This window comes from Pseudoalteromonas sp. S3776 (assembly GCF_005886915.1).
Classification (GTDB): domain Bacteria; phylum Pseudomonadota; class Gammaproteobacteria; order Enterobacterales; family Alteromonadaceae; genus Pseudoalteromonas.
Genome location: NZ_PNCU01000027.1, coordinates 58,456 through 77,304 on the forward strand (window position 1 = coordinate 58,456; position 18,849 = coordinate 77,304).

General features: G+C 42.0%; 20 protein-coding genes. 16 read left to right on the forward strand and 4 right to left on the reverse strand.

The genetic code is table 11. The features are described from left to right. Positions 1-16: 16 nt before the first annotated feature. The 3 genes from CWC16_RS11860 to CWC16_RS11870 all read left to right on the forward strand — a co-directional run bounded on the left by CWC16_RS11860 (position 17) and on the right by CWC16_RS11870 (position 1,555). Positions 17-430 (forward strand): YeeE/YedE family protein, encoded by a 414-nt coding sequence (locus tag CWC16_RS11860; protein WP_138541679.1) that lies wholly within the window; start codon positions 17-19, stop codon positions 428-430. 2 nt (positions 431-432) lie between these two features. After that, positions 433-834 (forward strand): DUF6691 family protein, encoded by a 402-nt coding sequence (locus tag CWC16_RS11865; RefSeq protein WP_138541680.1) that lies wholly within the window; start codon positions 433-435, stop codon positions 832-834. Between the two features lie 196 nt (positions 835-1,030). Then, a complete protein-coding gene (locus CWC16_RS11870) occupies positions 1,031-1,555 on the forward strand; it encodes a CIA30 family protein (protein WP_138541681.1) in 525 nt (174 codons plus the stop codon). An 18-nt stretch (positions 1,556-1,573) separates the two neighbouring features. On the opposite strand, the gene CWC16_RS11875 is transcribed toward CWC16_RS11870, so the two are convergent. From CWC16_RS11875 to CWC16_RS11890, 4 genes are all read right to left on the reverse strand, one after another. After that, positions 1,574-2,086, reverse strand: coding sequence for a hypothetical protein (locus CWC16_RS11875; protein ID WP_138541682.1), 513 nt, complete (start codon positions 2,084-2,086; stop codon positions 1,574-1,576). Between the two features lie 138 nt (positions 2,087-2,224). Next, positions 2,225-2,701, reverse strand: coding sequence for a BamJ family beta-barrel-assembly machinery protein (gene bamJ, locus CWC16_RS11880; protein ID WP_138541683.1), 477 nt, complete (start codon positions 2,699-2,701; stop codon positions 2,225-2,227). Beyond that, a complete protein-coding gene (locus tag CWC16_RS11885) occupies positions 2,702-5,125 on the reverse strand; it encodes a Lon protease family protein (protein WP_249929242.1) in 2,424 nt (807 codons plus the stop codon). A gap of 77 nt (positions 5,126-5,202) precedes the next feature. Next, the gene (locus CWC16_RS11890; protein ID WP_138541685.1) at positions 5,203-5,661 is read right to left on the reverse strand and encodes a zinc ribbon-containing protein; all 459 of its coding nucleotides are present in this window, start codon (positions 5,659-5,661) and stop codon (positions 5,203-5,205) included. Positions 5,662-5,835: 174 nt separating this feature from the next. On the opposite strand from CWC16_RS11890, the gene leuS reads away from it, so the two are divergent. The 13 genes from leuS to lipA all read left to right on the forward strand — a co-directional run bounded on the left by leuS (position 5,836) and on the right by lipA (position 18,798). Next, entirely contained in the window at positions 5,836-8,424 is a 2,589-nt protein-coding gene (gene leuS / locus CWC16_RS11895; protein WP_138541686.1) for a leucine--tRNA ligase, read from the forward strand. Then, positions 8,425-8,916, forward strand: coding sequence for an LPS-assembly lipoprotein LptE (locus CWC16_RS11900; protein ID WP_138541687.1), 492 nt, complete (start codon positions 8,425-8,427; stop codon positions 8,914-8,916). It abuts the gene before it with no gap. Beyond that, positions 8,916-9,953 carry a DNA polymerase III subunit delta gene (gene holA, locus CWC16_RS11905; RefSeq protein WP_138541688.1) on the forward strand — a complete coding sequence of 346 codons (1,038 nt, stop codon included), beginning with the start codon at positions 8,916-8,918 and terminating at the stop codon, positions 9,951-9,953. The genes CWC16_RS11900 and holA overlap by 1 nt, the downstream gene beginning before the upstream one ends. 11 nt (positions 9,954-9,964) lie before the next feature. Then, a complete protein-coding gene (gene nadD / locus CWC16_RS11910) occupies positions 9,965-10,600 on the forward strand; it encodes a nicotinate-nucleotide adenylyltransferase (protein ID WP_138541689.1) in 636 nt (211 codons plus the stop codon). A gap of 54 nt (positions 10,601-10,654) precedes the next feature. Then, complete coding sequence (rsfS, locus tag CWC16_RS11915) at positions 10,655-10,972, forward strand: ribosome silencing factor (RefSeq protein ID WP_024033760.1); 318 nt, start codon at positions 10,655-10,657, stop codon at positions 10,970-10,972. A gap of 36 nt (positions 10,973-11,008) precedes the next feature. Next, complete coding sequence (gene rlmH, locus CWC16_RS11920; protein WP_004585918.1) at positions 11,009-11,479, forward strand: 23S rRNA (pseudouridine(1915)-N(3))-methyltransferase RlmH; 471 nt, start codon at positions 11,009-11,011, stop codon at positions 11,477-11,479. 9 nt (positions 11,480-11,488) lie between these two features. Then, positions 11,489-13,369, forward strand: a complete 1,881-nt coding sequence (mrdA, locus tag CWC16_RS11925; protein WP_138541690.1) for a penicillin-binding protein 2 — start codon at positions 11,489-11,491, stop codon at positions 13,367-13,369. Beyond that, positions 13,366-14,472, forward strand: coding sequence for a rod shape-determining protein RodA (gene rodA, locus CWC16_RS11930; RefSeq protein WP_138541691.1), 1,107 nt, complete (start codon positions 13,366-13,368; stop codon positions 14,470-14,472). Before mrdA ends, rodA begins: the two co-directional genes overlap by 4 nt. Beyond that, a complete protein-coding gene (locus tag CWC16_RS11935; protein WP_138541692.1) occupies positions 14,472-15,236 on the forward strand; it encodes a septal ring lytic transglycosylase RlpA family protein in 765 nt (254 codons plus the stop codon). Before rodA ends, CWC16_RS11935 begins: the two co-directional genes overlap by 1 nt. A gap of 308 nt (positions 15,237-15,544) precedes the next feature. Next, positions 15,545-16,705 (forward strand): serine hydrolase, encoded by a 1,161-nt coding sequence (locus tag CWC16_RS11940; RefSeq protein ID WP_138541743.1) that lies wholly within the window; start codon positions 15,545-15,547, stop codon positions 16,703-16,705. A 179-nt stretch (positions 16,706-16,884) separates the two neighbouring features. Then, positions 16,885-17,163 carry a DUF493 family protein YbeD gene (gene ybeD / locus CWC16_RS11945; RefSeq protein WP_138541693.1) on the forward strand — a complete coding sequence of 93 codons (279 nt, stop codon included), beginning with the start codon at positions 16,885-16,887 and terminating at the stop codon, positions 17,161-17,163. A gap of 19 nt (positions 17,164-17,182) precedes the next feature. Next, positions 17,183-17,836, forward strand: coding sequence for a lipoyl(octanoyl) transferase LipB (gene lipB, locus CWC16_RS11950; RefSeq protein WP_055017212.1), 654 nt, complete (start codon positions 17,183-17,185; stop codon positions 17,834-17,836). Continuing rightward, entirely contained in the window at positions 17,833-18,798 is a 966-nt protein-coding gene (gene lipA / locus CWC16_RS11955) for a lipoyl synthase (RefSeq protein ID WP_004585911.1), read from the forward strand. Before lipB ends, lipA begins: the two co-directional genes overlap by 4 nt. The last annotated feature ends 51 nt before the right edge of the window (positions 18,799-18,849 follow it).

Consider the following 18,849-nt stretch of genomic DNA (forward strand, 5'->3'; position numbering starts at 1 on the left):
TGTTTGGAGAATTTAAATGGTTACCGAGTTTACACCAATAGCCGCAGCGATAGGTGGTGCTTTAATAGGAATAGTGTGTGCACTATTACTTATTCTATATGGGAAAATAGCTGGCATATCTGGCCTTGTTAAATCTGTGTTTAACAAACACACGACTGAGTCGCGCTGGAAATTATATTTTATTGTAGGGCTATTATTGGCCGGTATTGCGGTGCGAATATTTGCGCCGTCTTTATTAGAAGGTGAGCTGAGCTTATCTCCTGTGCTTATTGTTGTAGCTGGGCTACTTGTTGGTATGGGTACCTCGCTCGCCAATGGCTGTACAAGCGGCCATGGCGTATGTGGTATGTCGCGTTTTTCTACCCGCTCGTGGGTTTCAACATGTATATTTATGGCCGTGGCTATAATTACAGCAAACTTGGTGGGGTAAAAATGACTGCATTAATTCATGTTGTTTTAGGGTTTATGTTTGGTTTAGGGCTCATTATTAGTGGTATGACCAACCCCGACAAAGTACTTAATTTTTTAAATTTTCAAAATCAATGGGATGGCAGTTTAATTATTGTGATGGCTGTTGCTATGGGAATAATGATGCTTGCGTGGTTTTGGGTAGCTAAAAAAGATAAACCACTACTTGGTGAAGCTTTTACATTAAGTGACGTTAAAAACGTTAGTCCTCGGCTAATAACTGGCTCTGTTTTGTTTGGCTTGGGCTGGGGATTAAGCGGAATATGCCCAGGTCCGGGCTTAGTACAACTTACCTCACTAAAAATGGAGTATTGGTTATTCTTTGCAGCCGTACTGAGCGGTATGTGGATAGCTAAAAAAGTATAAACTTAACTATTACTGCTTATCAAAACTGGCAGCTATAAGCTGCCAATTTTAACTACTGTAATAACCTCTCTACTCGTTTGAGTATTGACTGCCCATTTTGGGGCATAACATGCTGCTTACACCATAAAGTTTACAACTAAGTGAACAAATAATCTGTTGCGCCGTATAAACAGCTTAACGTTACTCATAATAAGCCATATCCATGAAACAGCTCTCATCACTTTTTGTATTTAATGCGTTATTTTTAACGGCAAATGCGAATGCCAGTTTAAATTGGTATGTAGTAAACGACTCCGTAATGGGCGGTGTATCTAATAGCCAAGTGAGCCAAACTGCTACAAGTTTAATATTTAAAGGGAATGTATCGCTTGAAAACAACGGCGGTTTCGCATCAATACGTACCGAACTTGACACCCAAGGTCAAAATGCTAGCGCTATAGCGCTGCGGGTTAAAGGGGATGGCAAAACCTATCAGCTAAGACTTAGAACATCCGACTACCTTGATGGGCCAGCCTATATGCACTCATTTAACACAACTAAAAACGAATGGATGGATATTCACTTTACTCAACGTGATTTTACGTTAACTTTTCGTGGCCGCGTGCTTGAACAACAACCAACTATTAATTTTAATGACATTAAACAACTAGGCTTTTTAATTGCAGGTAAACAAGAGGGTGAATTCAAACTTGAGGTAAGCAAAATCGAGTTTAAAAGCTAACTTATAAGCCCTAAGTTGTTAAATTCTATAGCTATCGCCACGCCTTTTAATTTCACTAATAACCAGCTCAATCATTTGCTGCTTTATGGCCGCTTGCTCTGATTTTAATTCCACGAGTTGTAGTTCAAGCCTATCTATTTGATCTTGCTGTTGTGTATTTTTATATTTTTTTGCACCTAGGTGATCAGCATCTAAAGCTGAATTTGCATCACTTTTATTTAGCTCATAGGCGCTACTATTTACTGATAAACTTCGCTGAACTGGGCTTTGCTTAAGTTTATTAATTTGCTCTTGTAATGCAACAATTTGACCTGTGAAATGTTTATATACTTTTTCTAAGCTTTTATACTGGTTGCCAAACGTTGCGTTATCTTCGCTGTATTTTTGTGCTTTAGTATCTAAAAACTTTGATAACACATAGTTTGGTTCTTCCTCACTCTCTTGCTCGGTAAGTTGTTTATCTGGCTGCTTTAGAGGCTGAGAGTTATTACTAAGTACTTTATAGGAAATGGGAGACGGTGAAATATTCATTACTTTATCCCTAAAATAGTGTGTCACTATTATAGGTATCGACCTATTAATAAAATCCTTGAGTAAATTTTATTGTTAGCCAATAGCAAAAAGCCCCACTTTATTAAAGTGAGGCTTTAGTAGTTTATTACTAAAAACTTACGATTCTATTGCTAATAATTCTACTTCAAAAATAAGCAGTGATGCAGGGGGTATGCTCCCTACTCGCTTTTCACCGTAGGCGAGTTGATGCGGTACATAAAATATGTATTTATCACCTGGGCTCATAAGTTGTAAGCCTTCGGTCCAGCCTTTAATAACTTGATTTAAACCAAAGCTTATTGGCGTTTTACGCTCTACTGAGCTGTCAAATACGGTGCCATCTATTAACGTGCCATGGTAATGCACGTTTACTTTACTAGTAGGGTTAGGTGTATTTTCGCTTTCACCTTTGTGCAGCACTTTGTACTGTAGGCTTGAAGCGGTTTCTATTACGCCCTCTACTTTTGCGTTAGCGACAAGGTAGTCGGCTTCAATTTGCGCGTTAATGCCAGCTTGTTGCTTTGCTTTTTTACTATTTTGAAAAATTAAAAAACAAAATATAGCGATGATCACCGCTAAAATTATATTGATCATTTAGTGTTTGTCCTCATCTTCATCGGCTTCTTTATCTTCTTCGCTATCGCCATTAACTATGTCGGCTATGTCTTTTAAGCGTGCCAAAGCAATACCGTTGACAGAATCCTCTGGGTATTGCCCTTCAATAATATCGCCTGCATCAATATCCATTAATAAGTTAAGTGCTTGGTCTACCGTTTCTACTGCGTAAATATTAAATTTACCACGCTCAACCGCTTCAAGTATTTCATCATCAAGTACTAAGTTAACTTGGTTTGATTTAGGAATAATAACGCCTTGCTCGCCTGTTAAGCCGCGCATTTTACACAGCTTAAAAAAGCCTTCTATTTTTTCGTTTACACCACCAATGGCTTGCACATCACCGTGTTGGTTAATAGAGCCTGTAAGGGCTATAGACTGGCTAATTGGTAAACTGGTAATAGCCGAAATAAGCGCACATAACTCAGCAAGTGAGGCGCTATCGCCATCTATATAACCGTAGCTTTGCTCTATAGCTATGTTAGCACTTAGCGTTAAGCTAAAGTGCTGGGCGTATTTGTTACCTAAATAACCGGTAAGTAGCATTACACCTTTTGAGTGAATTGCTTTACCTAGCTCGGCTTCGCGTTCTACATCTATTACACCATCGGCGCCAGCGTATACGGTAGCGGTAATACGTGCGGGTGTACCAAACGACGTATCGCCAATGTGCAGCACTGTTAAGCCGTTAACTTTACCAATGGCTTGGCCTTGTGTGGCAATAAGCGTGTGGCCTTCTTTTATATCGCTTAGCATGTTTTCGCTTATTTGGCCGGTGCGGTACTGCTTACCTTCAATGGCTTCATCAATATGATGCGCATCAATTAGTATTTGCTTATCTTGCTTGGCGTAAAAGCTGGCCTCAGCTACCAATTCAAGTACATCGGCAAAACGCGCCGATAATTTATTATGGTGCTCTGCTTGGCGGTAGCTAAATTTAAGTAACCGCACCATGGCGGCCTCTGTGGTTGTGCACTTTAACGTTTGCTGACAGTACTCACTCACTTTAGTAATAAATTGGTACTGAAGTTTATCGCTACTAGGTAAATAGTAATCAAAGTCGGCAAGTACTCTAAAAAGCTCTGCAAATTCTTCATCGTACTCACCTATGGTGTAATACAAATCTCGCGAGCCTAATAAAATAATTTTTACATCAAGCGGAATTAATTGCGGGCGCAGTGTAAAACTGCTGCCAACTGAGCTGTCTTGGTACGGTAAATCGTTTTTAATTTGGTGCGTTTTAAGCGACAGCTTTAAACCATCCCACACTTGCGGGTTAGCCATTACTTTTTCGGCATCCATAATTAAATAACCGCCATTTGCACGGTGCAATGCACCTGGCTGTATAGAGCGATAACTTGTTATAAGCGAGCCTTGCGATGTTGAATACTCAATTTTGCCAAATATATTGCCAAAGGTTGGGTTTGGCTCATACACCACAGGTGCGGCATCGTCTTCTTTAAATTCAACTAAAATGTTAGGCGCAAAAAAGTCGGTAAGCATGCCTTTACGATCAAAGTCTTCTTTGCTTTCTTCGCTTTCATCTTCGTCGTCTAGCCATTCAAGTACTGCGTCAATTATTTCTACGCGAATGTCTTTTAAGTAGCGCAGAACACCAATATGTGCAGCGTATTTATGCTCTAAATCTTTTAATAGCGGCTTAGTTGCTTGCTCGGCTGTGGCTTTTTTAAGGTTACGCTGTTTTTCTTTTGATTCGCGTTTCCAGCGTGGCAGCTCAATTAGCGCTTCAATTAAGGCATCTTCTAGTTTTTCTATTTTTTCAAAAAACTCATCGCGAAGCTCTTCATCTAGGGCGGCAAATTCGTTATCGCTTAACTGTCTGCCTTCAACTAAAGGCGCAAAACCCACGGCGTTTTTCTCTTCTATTAGCGCTACGCTTTGCTCAAGCGCCATTTCTTCTACTGCGGTAATAGCGCTGTCGTAAGCGTCGTTAAATTCGCTCTCGATTGACTTTTTTTTGCGTTGGTAAGCTGGGTTATCAAAAGCTGCCGGAAAGGTGTCGAGTACTTCATCTAAAAATGAGTCGATATCGTCACTTAATTGCTTGCTTTGCCCTGCTTGCATAAATAGCGCAATTGGCTCGCGGTGGTCGTCGTAATTATTAACATACAACCACTCGTTAGGTGTGGGGCGATCTTTTGCGTGTTGTTTAAGCTTGTCTTTTACGAGTGTAAATCGGCCATGGGCGGCCTCACCCATTACATACACATTGTAACCTGGTAAATCCATTCCTAATGAAAAGTCGAGGGCACTTTGGGCACGTTGTTGCCCTATAAAGGTAAGTTGCTCTGGGTATGGATTGCTCATACACGTGCTAACGTGATTAGTAGAAATGCTCGGAGCGAGCTGTGAAACAGATAATGGCAGCAGTTTTTTCGTCATTCTAACTTCTTTTTGTACCAACATACTCGCTGGCTTTGGGCGTATTAAGTGGCCTACAAGCCACTTAATACATATATTTAGGGTTGTAATGCCTTACGGCTAAAATAAATACCATCACATTCAATGCACGGTGTAATTTGTGTAGCGTGATAAATATCAAAACTATGGGTGCAATTCTTACATACTAATGTGCCCATGGCTATCCATTCGCCAACGTGGTACACCCCATTGTGCTTAAAATCTTGACTAAGAGACTGCCATTCAAGCTGGGTTTTGTCTTCTATGTGCGAGAGTTCATACCATAACGATTCTTTAAGCTCTTGCCATGCAAGCGAATTATAGTGCGATTCGTTTTCTTGAACGTGTTCTATGTCACGCTGCAAATAACTTTTATAGAGTCCGTATTTTTCTTTGCCTAGGTTTTTAAGTGCTTGCTCAGATTCAACAAATCGGGTCATTGCATCTTTTACTTCGTGATCTTTTACATCTTTTAACCACGTGGTGAGCTCGTTAAGCCATGTTTTATAATCTGCCATTTTATACTCCATCAAAATCAAGGGCGTGTTGGCCTTTAACATAGATAAATATAGGTTAACCTGCACTGAAAGTGAGATTTTAACAAAACCGTGCTTATACGCTGTGATTAGGCTTTTATTTGGGGTATCCTATCGGCAATTTTTTATTAGTTTGCAAGAAGTCTGGAATCATAGATGCAAGAGCAATATAACCCGCAAGACATAGAGTCAAAAGTCCAAAGTTACTGGGAAGAAAACCAGGTATTTAAAGTCACCGAAGATGAGAGCAAAGAAAAGTATTACTGTCTTTCTATGTTCCCATACCCAAGTGGCCGACTGCATATGGGTCATGTGCGTAATTACACCATTGGTGATGTTGTTTCTCGTTTCCAGCGCCTGCAAGGCAAAAACGTAATGCAACCAATGGGTTGGGATGCGTTTGGTTTACCTGCAGAAAACGCCGCTATCAAAAACAAAACAGCGCCAGCTAAGTGGACATACGAAAACATTGATTACATGCGTAACCAACTTAAGCAATTAGGCTTTGGTTACGACTGGGATCGTGAAATTGCAACCTGTCACCCAGAGTATTACAAGTGGGAACAATGGTTTTTCACTAAGCTGTACGAAAAAGGCCTAGTGTATAAAAAAATGTCGACGGTTAACTGGGATCCGGTTGATCAAACTGTACTTGCAAACGAGCAAGTAATAGATGGCCGCGGATGGCGCTCTGGTGCAGTGGTTGAGCAAAAAGAAATTCCACAGTGGTTTATTAAAATTACCGACTACGCACAAGAGCTTTTAGACGATTTAGACAAGCTAGAAGACTGGCCTGAGCAAGTTAAAACCATGCAGCGCAACTGGATTGGTCGCTCTGAAGGGTTAGACATTGAGTTTACACGCACCGACAACAACGAAAAATTTAGCGTATACACTACCCGCCCAGATACCTTTATGGGTGTAACTTACCTAGCCGTTGCCGGTGGCCACCCTATTGCACAAGAAGCCGCTAAAAACAGCGATGCAATTGCAATGTTTGTTGAAGAATGCAAAAACACCAAAGTTGCCGAAGCAGACATGGCCACAATGGAGAAAAAAGGCATTGCAACCGGCTTTTACGCGACTCACCCATTAACGGGCGAGCAAGTACCAATTTGGGTTGCTAACTTTGTATTAATGCATTACGGCTCAGGCGCGGTTATGGCAGTACCTGCACACGACCAACGCGACTATGAATTTGCCACAGCATACGGCCTAGATATAAAACAAGTAATTGCACCGGTTGAAGGCTCTGAGCTTGAAGTAAATCTAAAAGAAGAAGCATTCACTGAAAAAGGCGTGTTAGTTAATTCTGGCGAATTTGATGGCCTTGATTTTGAAGGCGCATTTAACGCTATTGCCGACAAACTAGAAGCACTGGGTGTAGGTAAGCGTAAAGTTAACTTCCGCTTACGCGACTGGGGTGTTAGCCGCCAGCGTTACTGGGGCTCACCAATCCCAATGCTGAGCGACGAAAACGGTAACGAATTAGCCGCCACCGAAGAAATGCTGCCAGTACGTTTACCAGAAGATGTAGTTATGAATGGCGTTACTTCGCCAATCAAAGCAGACCCAGAATGGGCAAAAGCAACGGTAAATGGCGTACCAGCAACACATGAAACAGATACCTTTGACACCTTTATGGAGTCGTCTTGGTACTACGCACGTTACTGTAGCCCACGTCATGACGAAGGCATGCTAGACCCAGCAGCAGCTAACTACTGGCTACCAGTAAACCAATACATAGGTGGTATTGAGCACGCTATTTTACATTTATTGTACTCGCGTTTTTTCCATAAGTTATTACGTGACTTTGGTTTAGTAAATTCAGACGAGCCATTCGATCGTTTACTTTGTCAGGGCATGGTACTTGCCGAAACGTTCTACCGTAAAGATGACAAAGGCGGTGACGTATGGATTTCGCCAAGCGATGTAAATACCGAAACTGACGAAAAAGGCCGCGTAACGAAAGCATGGCATAAAGAAGATGGTGAACCTGTGTTCTCATCGGGCATGAGCAAAATGTCTAAGTCTAAAAACAACGGTATAGACCCACAAGAAGTAATTGCCCAATACGGTGCAGATACTGTGCGTTTATTTATGATGTTTACCGCACCACCAGAGCAAACGCTTGAATGGTCAGACTCAGGCGTAGAAGGAGCGCACCGCTTCTTAAAACGTATTTGGAAATACGCAGTAGATGTGAAAACAGTTGGCTACCAAGCTCTTGATAAATCAGCGCTTAGTAACCCACAAAAAGTACTGCGTCGTGAGCTACACAAAGCCATTGCAAAAGTGAGCGATGATATTGAGCGCCGTCAAACGTTTAACACCGCAATTGCTGCCATTATGGAGCTCTCTAATAAGTTATTAAAAGCGCCATTAAACGATACGCAAGATGTTGCTATTGCTAACGAAGCATTAGAAGCCCTACTTATTATGCTTGCACCAATTACGCCGCATTTATCGCACCAGTTATGGCAAGAGCTTGGTAAAAAGGGCGACATTTTAGATGCAGCATGGCCTAAAGTTGATGAGTCTGCCCTTGTTGAAGATGAAAAATTAATCATCGTACAAGTAAACGGCAAACTACGCGCTAAGCTAACCGTAGCCGCCGATGCAACACAAGAGCAGGTAGAAGCACTTGCGTTTGCTGAGTCTAACGTAACTAAATTTACTGATGGCGCAACCATTCGTAAAATTATTTACGTACCGGGTAAACTACTTAACGTGGTAGCTAACTAAATGGTTAGCTTTAACACCCTTAAAAACACATTAGCCTTAGTGCTAATGTGTTTTGTGTTATCTAGCTGTGGCTTTCATTTAAAGAAAGCCTCTAGCCTGCCTGATAACCTTAAAACGCTTACACTTAAAGGTGATGATGAAAAATCATCGTTATTTTTAAACCTTAAAAAAGAGCTTAAAGCCAGTAACGTAGAACTAACGCCTTCGGCTAAAAATGTTGCTCAGCTGTACTTACGCAAAGAAAGCATTGAGCGCCAAACCTTGTCGTTGTTTCAAAATGGTCAGGTGGCTGAATACGAGCTTGCCTACGGGGTTAGCTACGTTGTTAAACGCCCGGGCGAGAAAGCCATTGAAAAACGCTTTGAGCTTTATCGTAACTACCAAGACGACCCCGATCATGCACTTGCAAAAGCAAAAGAGCTTGAGCTGCTTATTAGCGAAATTCGTCAGCAAGCTAGTCGTCGTATTGTTAGAGAGCTGTCGCAACTATAATGCGCTGTTATGCTAATCAGTTACCGAGTGAATTAAATAAAGGTTTAAAACCTTTTTATTTAGTGTTTGGTGAAGAACCGTTTCAAGAAGCGCAATGTGTGCAGCAAATACGCGACACGGCAAAAGCCCAAGGCTTTGATGAGGTAATAAAATTTACCCTAATGCAAGGGTTTGATTGGCAAGAAATTATAGCTCAATATCAAAGCATGTCTTTGTTTAGCGCGCGCACTATTATTGAGCTTGATTTAAACCAACAAAAACCTGGCCCCCCAGGTAGTAATACCTTTAAAAAAATAGTCGAGTTAATTAACCCCGACACCATTTTAATTGTAAAAGGGGCTAAAGCCAGCCAAGACGTACAACGTGGCGCCTGGTTTAAAGCGCTCGATAAACACGGTGTATTTGTACCGTGCTACCCGCTTGCAGGAAACCATTTAAAACGCTGGTTAGATGACCAAGTAACGCGCCTTTCTCTGAATATGCAAAACGAAGCAAAACTGAGCTTAATTAACGCCACCGAAGGCAATTTGTTAGCGTGCTTTCAGGAGCTCGAAAAGCTCTCGCTACTGCATGGTAATGCCTTAATAACTCAGCAACTTGTGATGCAAGGGCTATTAAATCAAGCCAAGTTTGATATTTTTGACTTAAGCGATGCCCTATTAAATGGTCACGCCAAGCAAGCAATTAAAGTACTTAATAAACTGGCCAGCGATAACACCGAAGTGGTGAGTATTTTATGGGCTATAAATAAAGAGCTCACCAATTTGCTCACTATTCAGCAAGGGCTTTTAAATGGCGAGCCTATCGCACAGTTATTTAAAAAAAATGGTATTTGGAAAAACCAGCAAGGCCCAGTGCAAAATGCGATTAACCGCTTAAATATTAATACCCTTGAGCAAATAAGCAGTGAGCTTGCACTGTTTGATTCAAGCTACAAACAAGGCAACTTAATTGCGCCTTACCAAGCGCTTGCGCATATTTGTATTAAGTTTTGCCAGCCGCTTGATATTCCAATGCCTTGCCACGCACTTAACTAAAGATATTTAACATGATTGCAATTTTTGGCGGCACCTTCAACCCTGTGCATTTAGGCCACCTCAATATGGCCTCGCAGTGTGTAAATACATTTAACTTATCTACGTTATATTTTATGCCCTGTGCCCTACCCGCGCACAAAGCTGCGCCGGGAGTAAGTACAGCGCACCGTATTAACATGCTCAATGCCGCTATAGCCCCTTACCCTCATTTTGCACTTGATTTAAGAGAGCTTAATCGCACCGGCCCGTCGTATTCATTGTTGAGTTTACAAGAACTAAGAGCAAAGCACCCAGATACGCCCATTCTTTTTTTAATGGGCATGGACTCGTTTAATAACCTCGACAAATGGTACGAATGGCAGACCATTACACAGCTTTGCCATATTGTTGTATACCAACGCCCGGGGCAAACGTGTAACCCAAATAAAGCGCTTAAAAGCTATATCAGCAACGCCCACACTGAAGCGCCACACCAACTTGACACACACAACTTTGGTAAGCTTTATTTTTTACCGGGTGAACCCCTTGATGCCGCCTCAAGTACTATTCGAGAGCAATTAAAAAAAACCAATAAAAATAATGAACTATTACCCGAACCTGTCAGTCACTACATTAAGCAACACCAGCTTTATCAAAGTGATGATTAAAACCCCCTAGCATGTTAAAATGCACGCTATTAAATTTAAAATTGAGACAATACCTTGGATTCGAAACAACTACTTGCCTTTGCACTAGACAAAATTGACGATATGAAAGCACGCGACGTGGTACAACTTGACGTACGTGACAGCTCAGACATTACCGATTACATGGTTGTGTGTTCGGGTACTTCTAAGCGTCATGTGCAATCAATTGCTGATAACGTAGCAAAAGAAGCTCGCCACGCTGGCGAAGAACCTTTAGGTTACGAAGGTCAAGACGAAGGCGAATGGGTACTGGTAGATTTAGGTGATGTAGTTGTACACGTGATGCAAGATCACGCACGTAGCTATTACGATCTAGAAAAACTGTGGGGCTAAGCGCCACTCTTTTTTAATTGAGCTTGGAAGTATTACGTGAAAATACAAATGATTGCCGTTGGCACAAAAATGCCAGCGTGGGTGGAAACCGGATTTGCAGAGTACCAACGCCGTTTTCCTAAAGATATGGCGCTTGAGTTAATAGAAATTCCGGCCGGTAAACGCGGTAAAAATGCCGATATTAAACGCATTTTACATACCGAAGGTGAAAAAACCTTAGCCGCTATTCCAAAAGGTAATCGTATTGTTACTCTAGAAGTAACAGGTAAACCACTTGATACTCACCAGCTTGCTAAAAATATGGAAAAATGGCAGCTCGATGGCCGCGACGTTAGTTTGCTTATTGGTGGTCCTGAAGGGTTAGCCCCTGAGTGCATTGCCGCCTCTGAGCAAAAATGGTCGTTATCTAACCTAACGTTGCCGCACCCTTTAGTGCGTATTATCGTTGCCGAAAGCCTATACCGAGGCTGGAGCTTAAATAACAACCATCCTTATCATCGCGAGTAACGCCTTGTTATGATTAAGCAAAGACCCACAATACGCGACCATTCCGCTGAGGCAAACCTATTTGCACGGCGCGCATTTGTGGGTTTTATTTTTGTTTTAGGCTTAGTGGCAATTTTGCTCTCTAACCTCTATACCATTCAGGTAAAAGAACACACCGACTATCAAACCCGCTCTAACGATAACCGTATTAAAGTCATTCCTATTGCGCCGAACCGTGGCCTTATATACGACCGCAACGGTGTACTGCTTGCTGAAAACAAACCCGTTTATAACCTCGAGGTTATTCCTGAAGAGGTCGACGATTTAGCTGAGTCACTCGAGCAAGTTAGCAAAATAATTACGATTACCGAGCAGCAAAAAAAAGACTTTATCGATGATATAAAGCATACACGCCGCTTTAAGTCGCAAGTACTAAAAGCCCGCTTAGATGAAACTGAAGTGGCCAAATTTGCGGTTAACCAACATAAATTTCCTGGTTTTAGTATCGAAGCCCGCCTTGCTCGCTTTTACCCGTATGGCGATACACTCACCCATGCTCTAGGCTACGTGGCAAAATTAAACCGCAAAGAGCTCAATAAGTTAGAACAAGAAGACCAAGCCACTAATTACCGTGCTACACATGATATTGGAAAGCTTGGTATAGAAAAATATTATGAGCAGCTTTTGCATGGCCAAGTAGGCTCTCAACGCGTTGAAGTAAATAATCGCGGTCGGGTTATTCGTACATTAAGTATGACCCCCCCGCAGCCTGGCAGCGATTTAGTACTTACCTTAGATATCGGTTTACAACAAATAGCTCAACATGCGCTTAAAGATATGCGCGGCGCGGTTGTAGTAATGGATGCTAAAGACGGTGGCGTATTAGCACTTTATTCAAACCCAAGTTACGACCCTAATTTATTTGTGCACGGTATTAGCAGTAAAGATTATAAAGCACTGCTAAACCCCGACCGCCCCCTTATTAACCGTGCCACTCAAGGACGCTATGCACCGGCTTCCACAGTAAAACCCCATATGGCCATACTGGCACTTGAAGAGAACATTGTCAGTGAAAGTACTTCAGTGTGGGACCCTGGTTTTTTTCAAATACCCAATGTTGAACATAAATGGCGCGATTGGAAACGCTGGGGCCATGGCCACGTAGATGTTTACAAAGCGATTGAAGAGTCGTGCGACACTTACTTTTACGATGCAGCATACCGCTTAGGCATTACAAAAATTAGTAATTTTATGGCCCGCTTTGGCTTTGGTGACTTATCGGGGATAGACATACACGAAGAAACCACCGCCATATTGCCCTCAAAAGAATGGAAAGAAGGCCGCTTTAAAGAGTCGTGGTGGCGTGGCGACACGATTTCCGTAGGCATTGGGCAAGGCTATTGGACAGCTACCCCTATTCAAATAGCTAATGCGACTAATATATTGGTTAATAAAGGCATAAACCATCCGCCACATTTAGCACAAGTGGCTAAAAAAGAAGACCAAGTGACGCAAATTAACAACGAAGAAAAACCGCCGGTAGTACTTAACAACCCAGATAACTGGCGTATTGCGCTCGATGCGATGCACAATACCGTGAAAAAAGTAACAGGTACTGCGCACCGTGCATTTAAAGGCGCTAATTATGATCCGGCGGGTAAAACAGGTACCGCGCAAGTAGTGAGTATTGCCCAAGGTGAGCGTTACGATGCCAAGTCATTAAAAGAACGCCAACGCGATAACGCGATTTATATTGGTTTTGCTCCGTATGACGACCCTAAAATTGTGGTTTCGATTGTAGTTGAAAACACCGGTGGCGGCAGCTCTGTGGGTGCGCCAATTGCACGTGAGCTAATGGATTATTATTTTGCAGCTAACCCAATAGAACTTGCTAGGAATTCCGCGCAATGACCGTACTTCATAACAAGCGCTCTATATGGATGCGCATGCATCTAGACTTACCGTTACTAATTGCTTTATTACTCATGATGGCTGGCAGTATTACTATCGTATATAGCGCAAGCGGCCAAGATTCAGCCATGATGATCCGCCATATTACCCGTATGGGTAGCGCTATTATAGGCATGATAGTGCTTGCTCAGTTCTCTCCCGCGACACTTAAACGCTTAGTGATCCCCCTTTATTGTGTTGGGTTACTCATGTTGGTCGGCGTATTGCTATTTGGCGTGAGCTCAAAAGGTGCTCAGCGTTGGTTAAATTTAGGCATTACTCGTTTTCAGCCCTCAGAGCTCATGAAACTGGCTGTCCCTATGATGGTGGCTTGGTATATTGGCCGAAATCAACTACCCCCTCGCCCGTTACACCTAATTATTGGCTTTGTCATAGTGATGCTGCCTACCTTATTAATCAAAGAACAGCCCGACTTAGGCACCTCAATTTTAATTGCCAGCTCAGGAATATTTGTGTTGTTTTTATCCGGTTTAAGCTGGCGTTTAATTGGCTTTTTAAGCTCTGTTGTCGCACTGGCTGCATGGCCATTTTGGCACTACGGTATGCACGACTACCAAAAGCAGCGGGTATTAACGTTTTTAGATCCAGAGAGCGATCCGCTGGGCTCGGGGTATCATATTATTCAATCTAAAATAGCTATCGGCTCTGGCGGTATAGAAGGCAAAGGTTGGCTTCAAGGCACGCAATCACAACTCGAATTTTTACCAGAGCGCCATACAGACTTTATTTTTTCGGTATTAAGTGAAGAGTTTGGCTTATTTGGTGTGTGTATTTTATTGAGCCTGTACTTATTTATTATTGGTCGAGGTTTATACATTGCGGTAAACGCGCAAGATGCGTTTGGCAAATTATTGGCCGGCGCCCTAACCCTCACCTTTTTTGTATATATTTTTGTAAATATAGGCATGGTATCGGGGTTGTTGCCTGTTGTAGGTGTACCTTTACCCCTTATTAGTTATGGCGGCACCTCTATGGTGACGTTAATGGCCGGATTTGGCATTATTATGTCAATTGCGACAGATAAAAGGATGCTTTTAAAATAATGAATAAGCCTACCCAGCTGTTATTTATTTCAGCCTTAATATTTATGTTAAGCGCATGTAGTAGCGGCTCTAATAGTCGTTATCATATGAAGCACGATGCCGCACCACTTCGCGCGCCAACCGCACTTGAAATGCAAGATGCCGTTGTGGTGGATGTTAAAAAAAGTGCCAGTGCAAGTCGCCCGTACGAGGTATTAGGCAAGCGTTATACGCCAATGCTTGATGAAAAAGGGTATACAGAGGAAGGGATCGCTTCGTGGTATGGCCGTAAGTTTCATGGTTACCATACCTCAAACGGTGAAATTTACGATATGTTTGCCATGAGCGCAGCGCATAAAACCTTACCTCTGCCAAGCTTTGTACGCGTTACTAATATTGCCAACAATAAATCGGTGATTGTACGTGTAAACGACCGTGGCCCGTTTCATGATGACAGAATAATAGATCTTTCGTATGCTGCAGCTTATAAATTAGGCTATTACACTCACGGTACAGCCAAGGTTAAGCTAGAGGCGATTACGCTCGACAGCATTCCTGCACGTAAAACATATATACAGGTAGCTGCGGGTAGTACGCTTAGCAATATAGAAGCGTTAGCTTCTACATTACGCCTGCAATATCAAGTGCCTACTAATATAGTAAAAGCAGACAACATATATCGTTTGCATTTGGGCCCGATTAAAGATGCCCAACATGCACAAGACGTATTAAAAAAATTAAAACAAAACCAATTTCAAAACGCGTTCTTGCTTTACACTCAGTAAGACTAATAACTAAACCATCCCAAGGTGCAAATTAAGCGTTGCGCAGGGGCTTAAATCTAGGTGTTACTTTTTAAATGGTTGGCCCTTTTAAAAAAACATTACAGAGAGTAGGTACTAGTAAAACGTGCTTAGTGTTGGTTTAAAAACGTTTAAGACTAGGTTATTGATTTAAACAATGGAGTGACTATTATTGACAATCAATACCTTGCCTAAGTAGTTTTTAATACCAACGATGCTCGCATCTTGGGTTAGTTTGGGTATAAGATGGACATAACGCGAATTTTTAACTTTAACCATTAATGAGTATGATGAAATCAATTAAACATAAAATCCTCAAAGGTGTATGCGGCTTAGTTTGCACAGCCGCCGTATTTTCAGCCAGCGCCCAAATTATTCCGGCACCACCTCAAATTAATGCAAAAGGTTATTTTTTAGTAGACTTTACAACCGGTAAGGTTATTGCTGAAGGCGAATCTGATACAAAGCTAGCCCCAGCGAGCTTAACTAAAATGATGACCAGTTATGTAATTGGTACTGAAATTAACGCCGGTAACATTGCGCCAACCGATATGGTTACAGTGAGCGAAAAAGCCTGGGCTAAAAACTTTCCTGAATCGTCAAAAATGTTTATTGAAGTAGGCAAGCAAATAAGTGTTGATGAGCTTAACCACGGTATTATTATTCAATCAGGTAATGATGCGTGTGTAGCCATGGCCGAGCACATTGCAGGAAGCGAAAGCGCATTTGCTGATTTAATGAATGCCCATGCTGCTAAATTAGGCATGAGCAACAGCCACTTTATTAATAGCCACGGCCTAGATACAGATGAGCATTACACTACCCCACGTGATATGGCAACGCTCGGCGCTGCACTTATACGTGATGTCCCTGATGAATACGCACTTTATAAGCAAAAATCGTTTACGTATAACGGCATTAAGCAATATAACCGCAACTCGTTGTTATGGGATGAAAGCCTAGATGTTGATGGCATTAAAACGGGTCATACATCCGAAGCTGGATACAGCTTAGTAACGTCTGCGACTAAAAACGACATGCGTTTAATAGCGGTAGTTATGGGCACATCAAGCGAGCGCGCACGTAAAGTAGAAAGCAAAAAGTTACTTAACTACGGATTTCGCTTTTTTGAAACAATTACACCTTACAAAGCCGGCGACAGCTTTGCAGAACAACGTATTTGGATGGGTAATAAAGAAAATGTATCGTTAGGTATTTTAGAAGATACGCCAATTACTATTCCACGTGGTCAACATAAAAACCTTAAAGCTAACTTTGAGCTAGATAATACGCTTGAAGCACCTTTAGCGAAAGGCACTAAAGTAGGTACCTTATTCTTACAACTAGAGGGCGAAGACATTGCACAATACCCACTGGTTACACTTGAAGAAGTGGAAGAAGGCAGCTTCTTTAGCAAAATTTACGACTACTTACGCTTACAAATTATGTAAACGTAAAAATAAACCCACAGTTGTTGGGTTGTTAAACAAAGCGCCTCTGTTATGAGGCGTTTTTTTTTGCTTGAAAAATGCTAGAATGCGCCCCATATATGCAACACTGCTAATTGCCTATCTGTATTAAGCTTCGAGCTTTGCATAGAGTCCACACTTTTGTATGAGGAGTCACCGTCGTGGTTCAACCTGTTAAAGATACTAAATTTGATGAGTACCTAGAGTACCCTTGCCCATTCACATTCAAAATTATGGGTTTAGCGAACGTTAATCTAACAGATCAAATTCTAACTAAATTACAACCTATTGCCCCTGGTGACTACGCACCAAAAGTAAAGCCAAGCAGTAAGGGCAATTATGAATCTGTTACCTTAGTGGCTACGGTTACCAGCGGTAAGCATATAGAAGAAATTTACAACGTGATCAGCAGCATTGATGACGTACGCCACATGCTTTAAGCCATAGTTGAGACTTATTGTGAACGAAAATACGTTAATCGTACGCCAACTCGGCCGCCAGCGTTACATGCCAATTTGGCAAAAAATGCAAGCCTATACCGACACCCGTGATGACAGCTCGCCAGATGAAATTTGGCTTGTAGAGCACGAGAGTGTATTTACACAAGGCCAAGCAGGTAAAGATGAGCATTTACTTGCCCCCGGTGATATAGAAGTCATTAAGGTAGACCGTGGCGGGCAAGTTACTTACCACGGCCCTGGCCAACAAATGATGTACGTATTATTTAATTTGCGCCGCTTAAAAATTGGCGTGCGTGAGCTTGTTACGTGGCTTGAAGAGTGCATTATTGATACCCTTAGCGAGTATAATATTAAAGCCTATGCAAAAGCCGATGCACCCGGTGTGTACGTAAACGACAGTAAAATTGCATCGTTAGGATTACGTGTTCGTCGTGGTTGCTCGTTTCATGGATTAGCATTAAATGTTAACATGGACTTAAGCCCGTTTTTACGCATCAACCCATGCGGTTATGCCGGCATGAACATGGTGCAAACGAAAGAATTAAACGGTCCTCAAAACTTAGCACAAGCAGGTGAAGGACTGGTAAAACACATGATAAAGAAGCTTAATGCAACACAGGTTAAGCATACTGAAGGGTTTGAAAACGAATGAATAAACCAGTCAAAATGGAACCAGGTGTAAAACTACGCGACGCAGAAAAAATGGCGTTGATCCCCGTTAAAGTTTTACCAACAGAAAAAACTGAAATGTTGCGCAAGCCAGAGTGGCTTAAAATCCGCTTACCAAAATCAACAGAGCGTATTGACGGTATTAAACAAGCAATGCGTAAACACGGCTTGCACTCTGTATGTGAAGAGGCCTCGTGCCCTAACCTTTCTGAGTGTTTTAACCACGGTACTGCTACCTTTATGATTTTAGGGGCTATTTGTACTCGTCGTTGCCCATTTTGTGATGTTGCCCATGGTCGTCCATTAAAACCTGATGCAGCAGAGCCTGAAAAGCTTGCACTAACAATTAAAGACATGAAGCTTAGCTACGTGGTTATTACCTCGGTTGACCGTGATGATTTACGTGATGGCGGCGCACAGCACTTTGCCGATTGTATTCGCGAAATTCGTAAGCACAACCCAACCATTACCATTGAAATTTTAGTACCTGATTTCCGTGGCCGTATGGACCGAGCTCTTGAAATTTTAATTGAGACACCACCTGATGTGTTTAACCACAACCTAGAAACAGCGCCGCGTTTATACAAACTTGCGCGCCCAGGTGCCGATTATAAATGGTCATTAGAGTTACTTCGTCGCTTTAAAGAAGCGCATCCAGAAGTTAAAACCAAATCTGGCTTAATGGTTGGTTTAGGTGAAGAAATTAGCGAAATTGAAGAAGTGCTACGTGATTTACGTGCGCATAACGTAGACATGCTTACTGTTGGCCAATACTTACAACCTTCTAAGCATCACTTGCCAGTTAAACGCTACGTGCCACCAGCGGAATTTGACGCATTAAAAGAATACGCTGATGAAATTGGCTTTACACATGCTGCCTCTGGCCCATTTGTTCGTTCCAGCTATCACGCTGACCAACAAGCTGCAGGTAAAGAAGTAAAATAATTGCTTTTTAAAACGCATTAAAAAAGCCCTTAGCAATTAATTTGCTAAGGG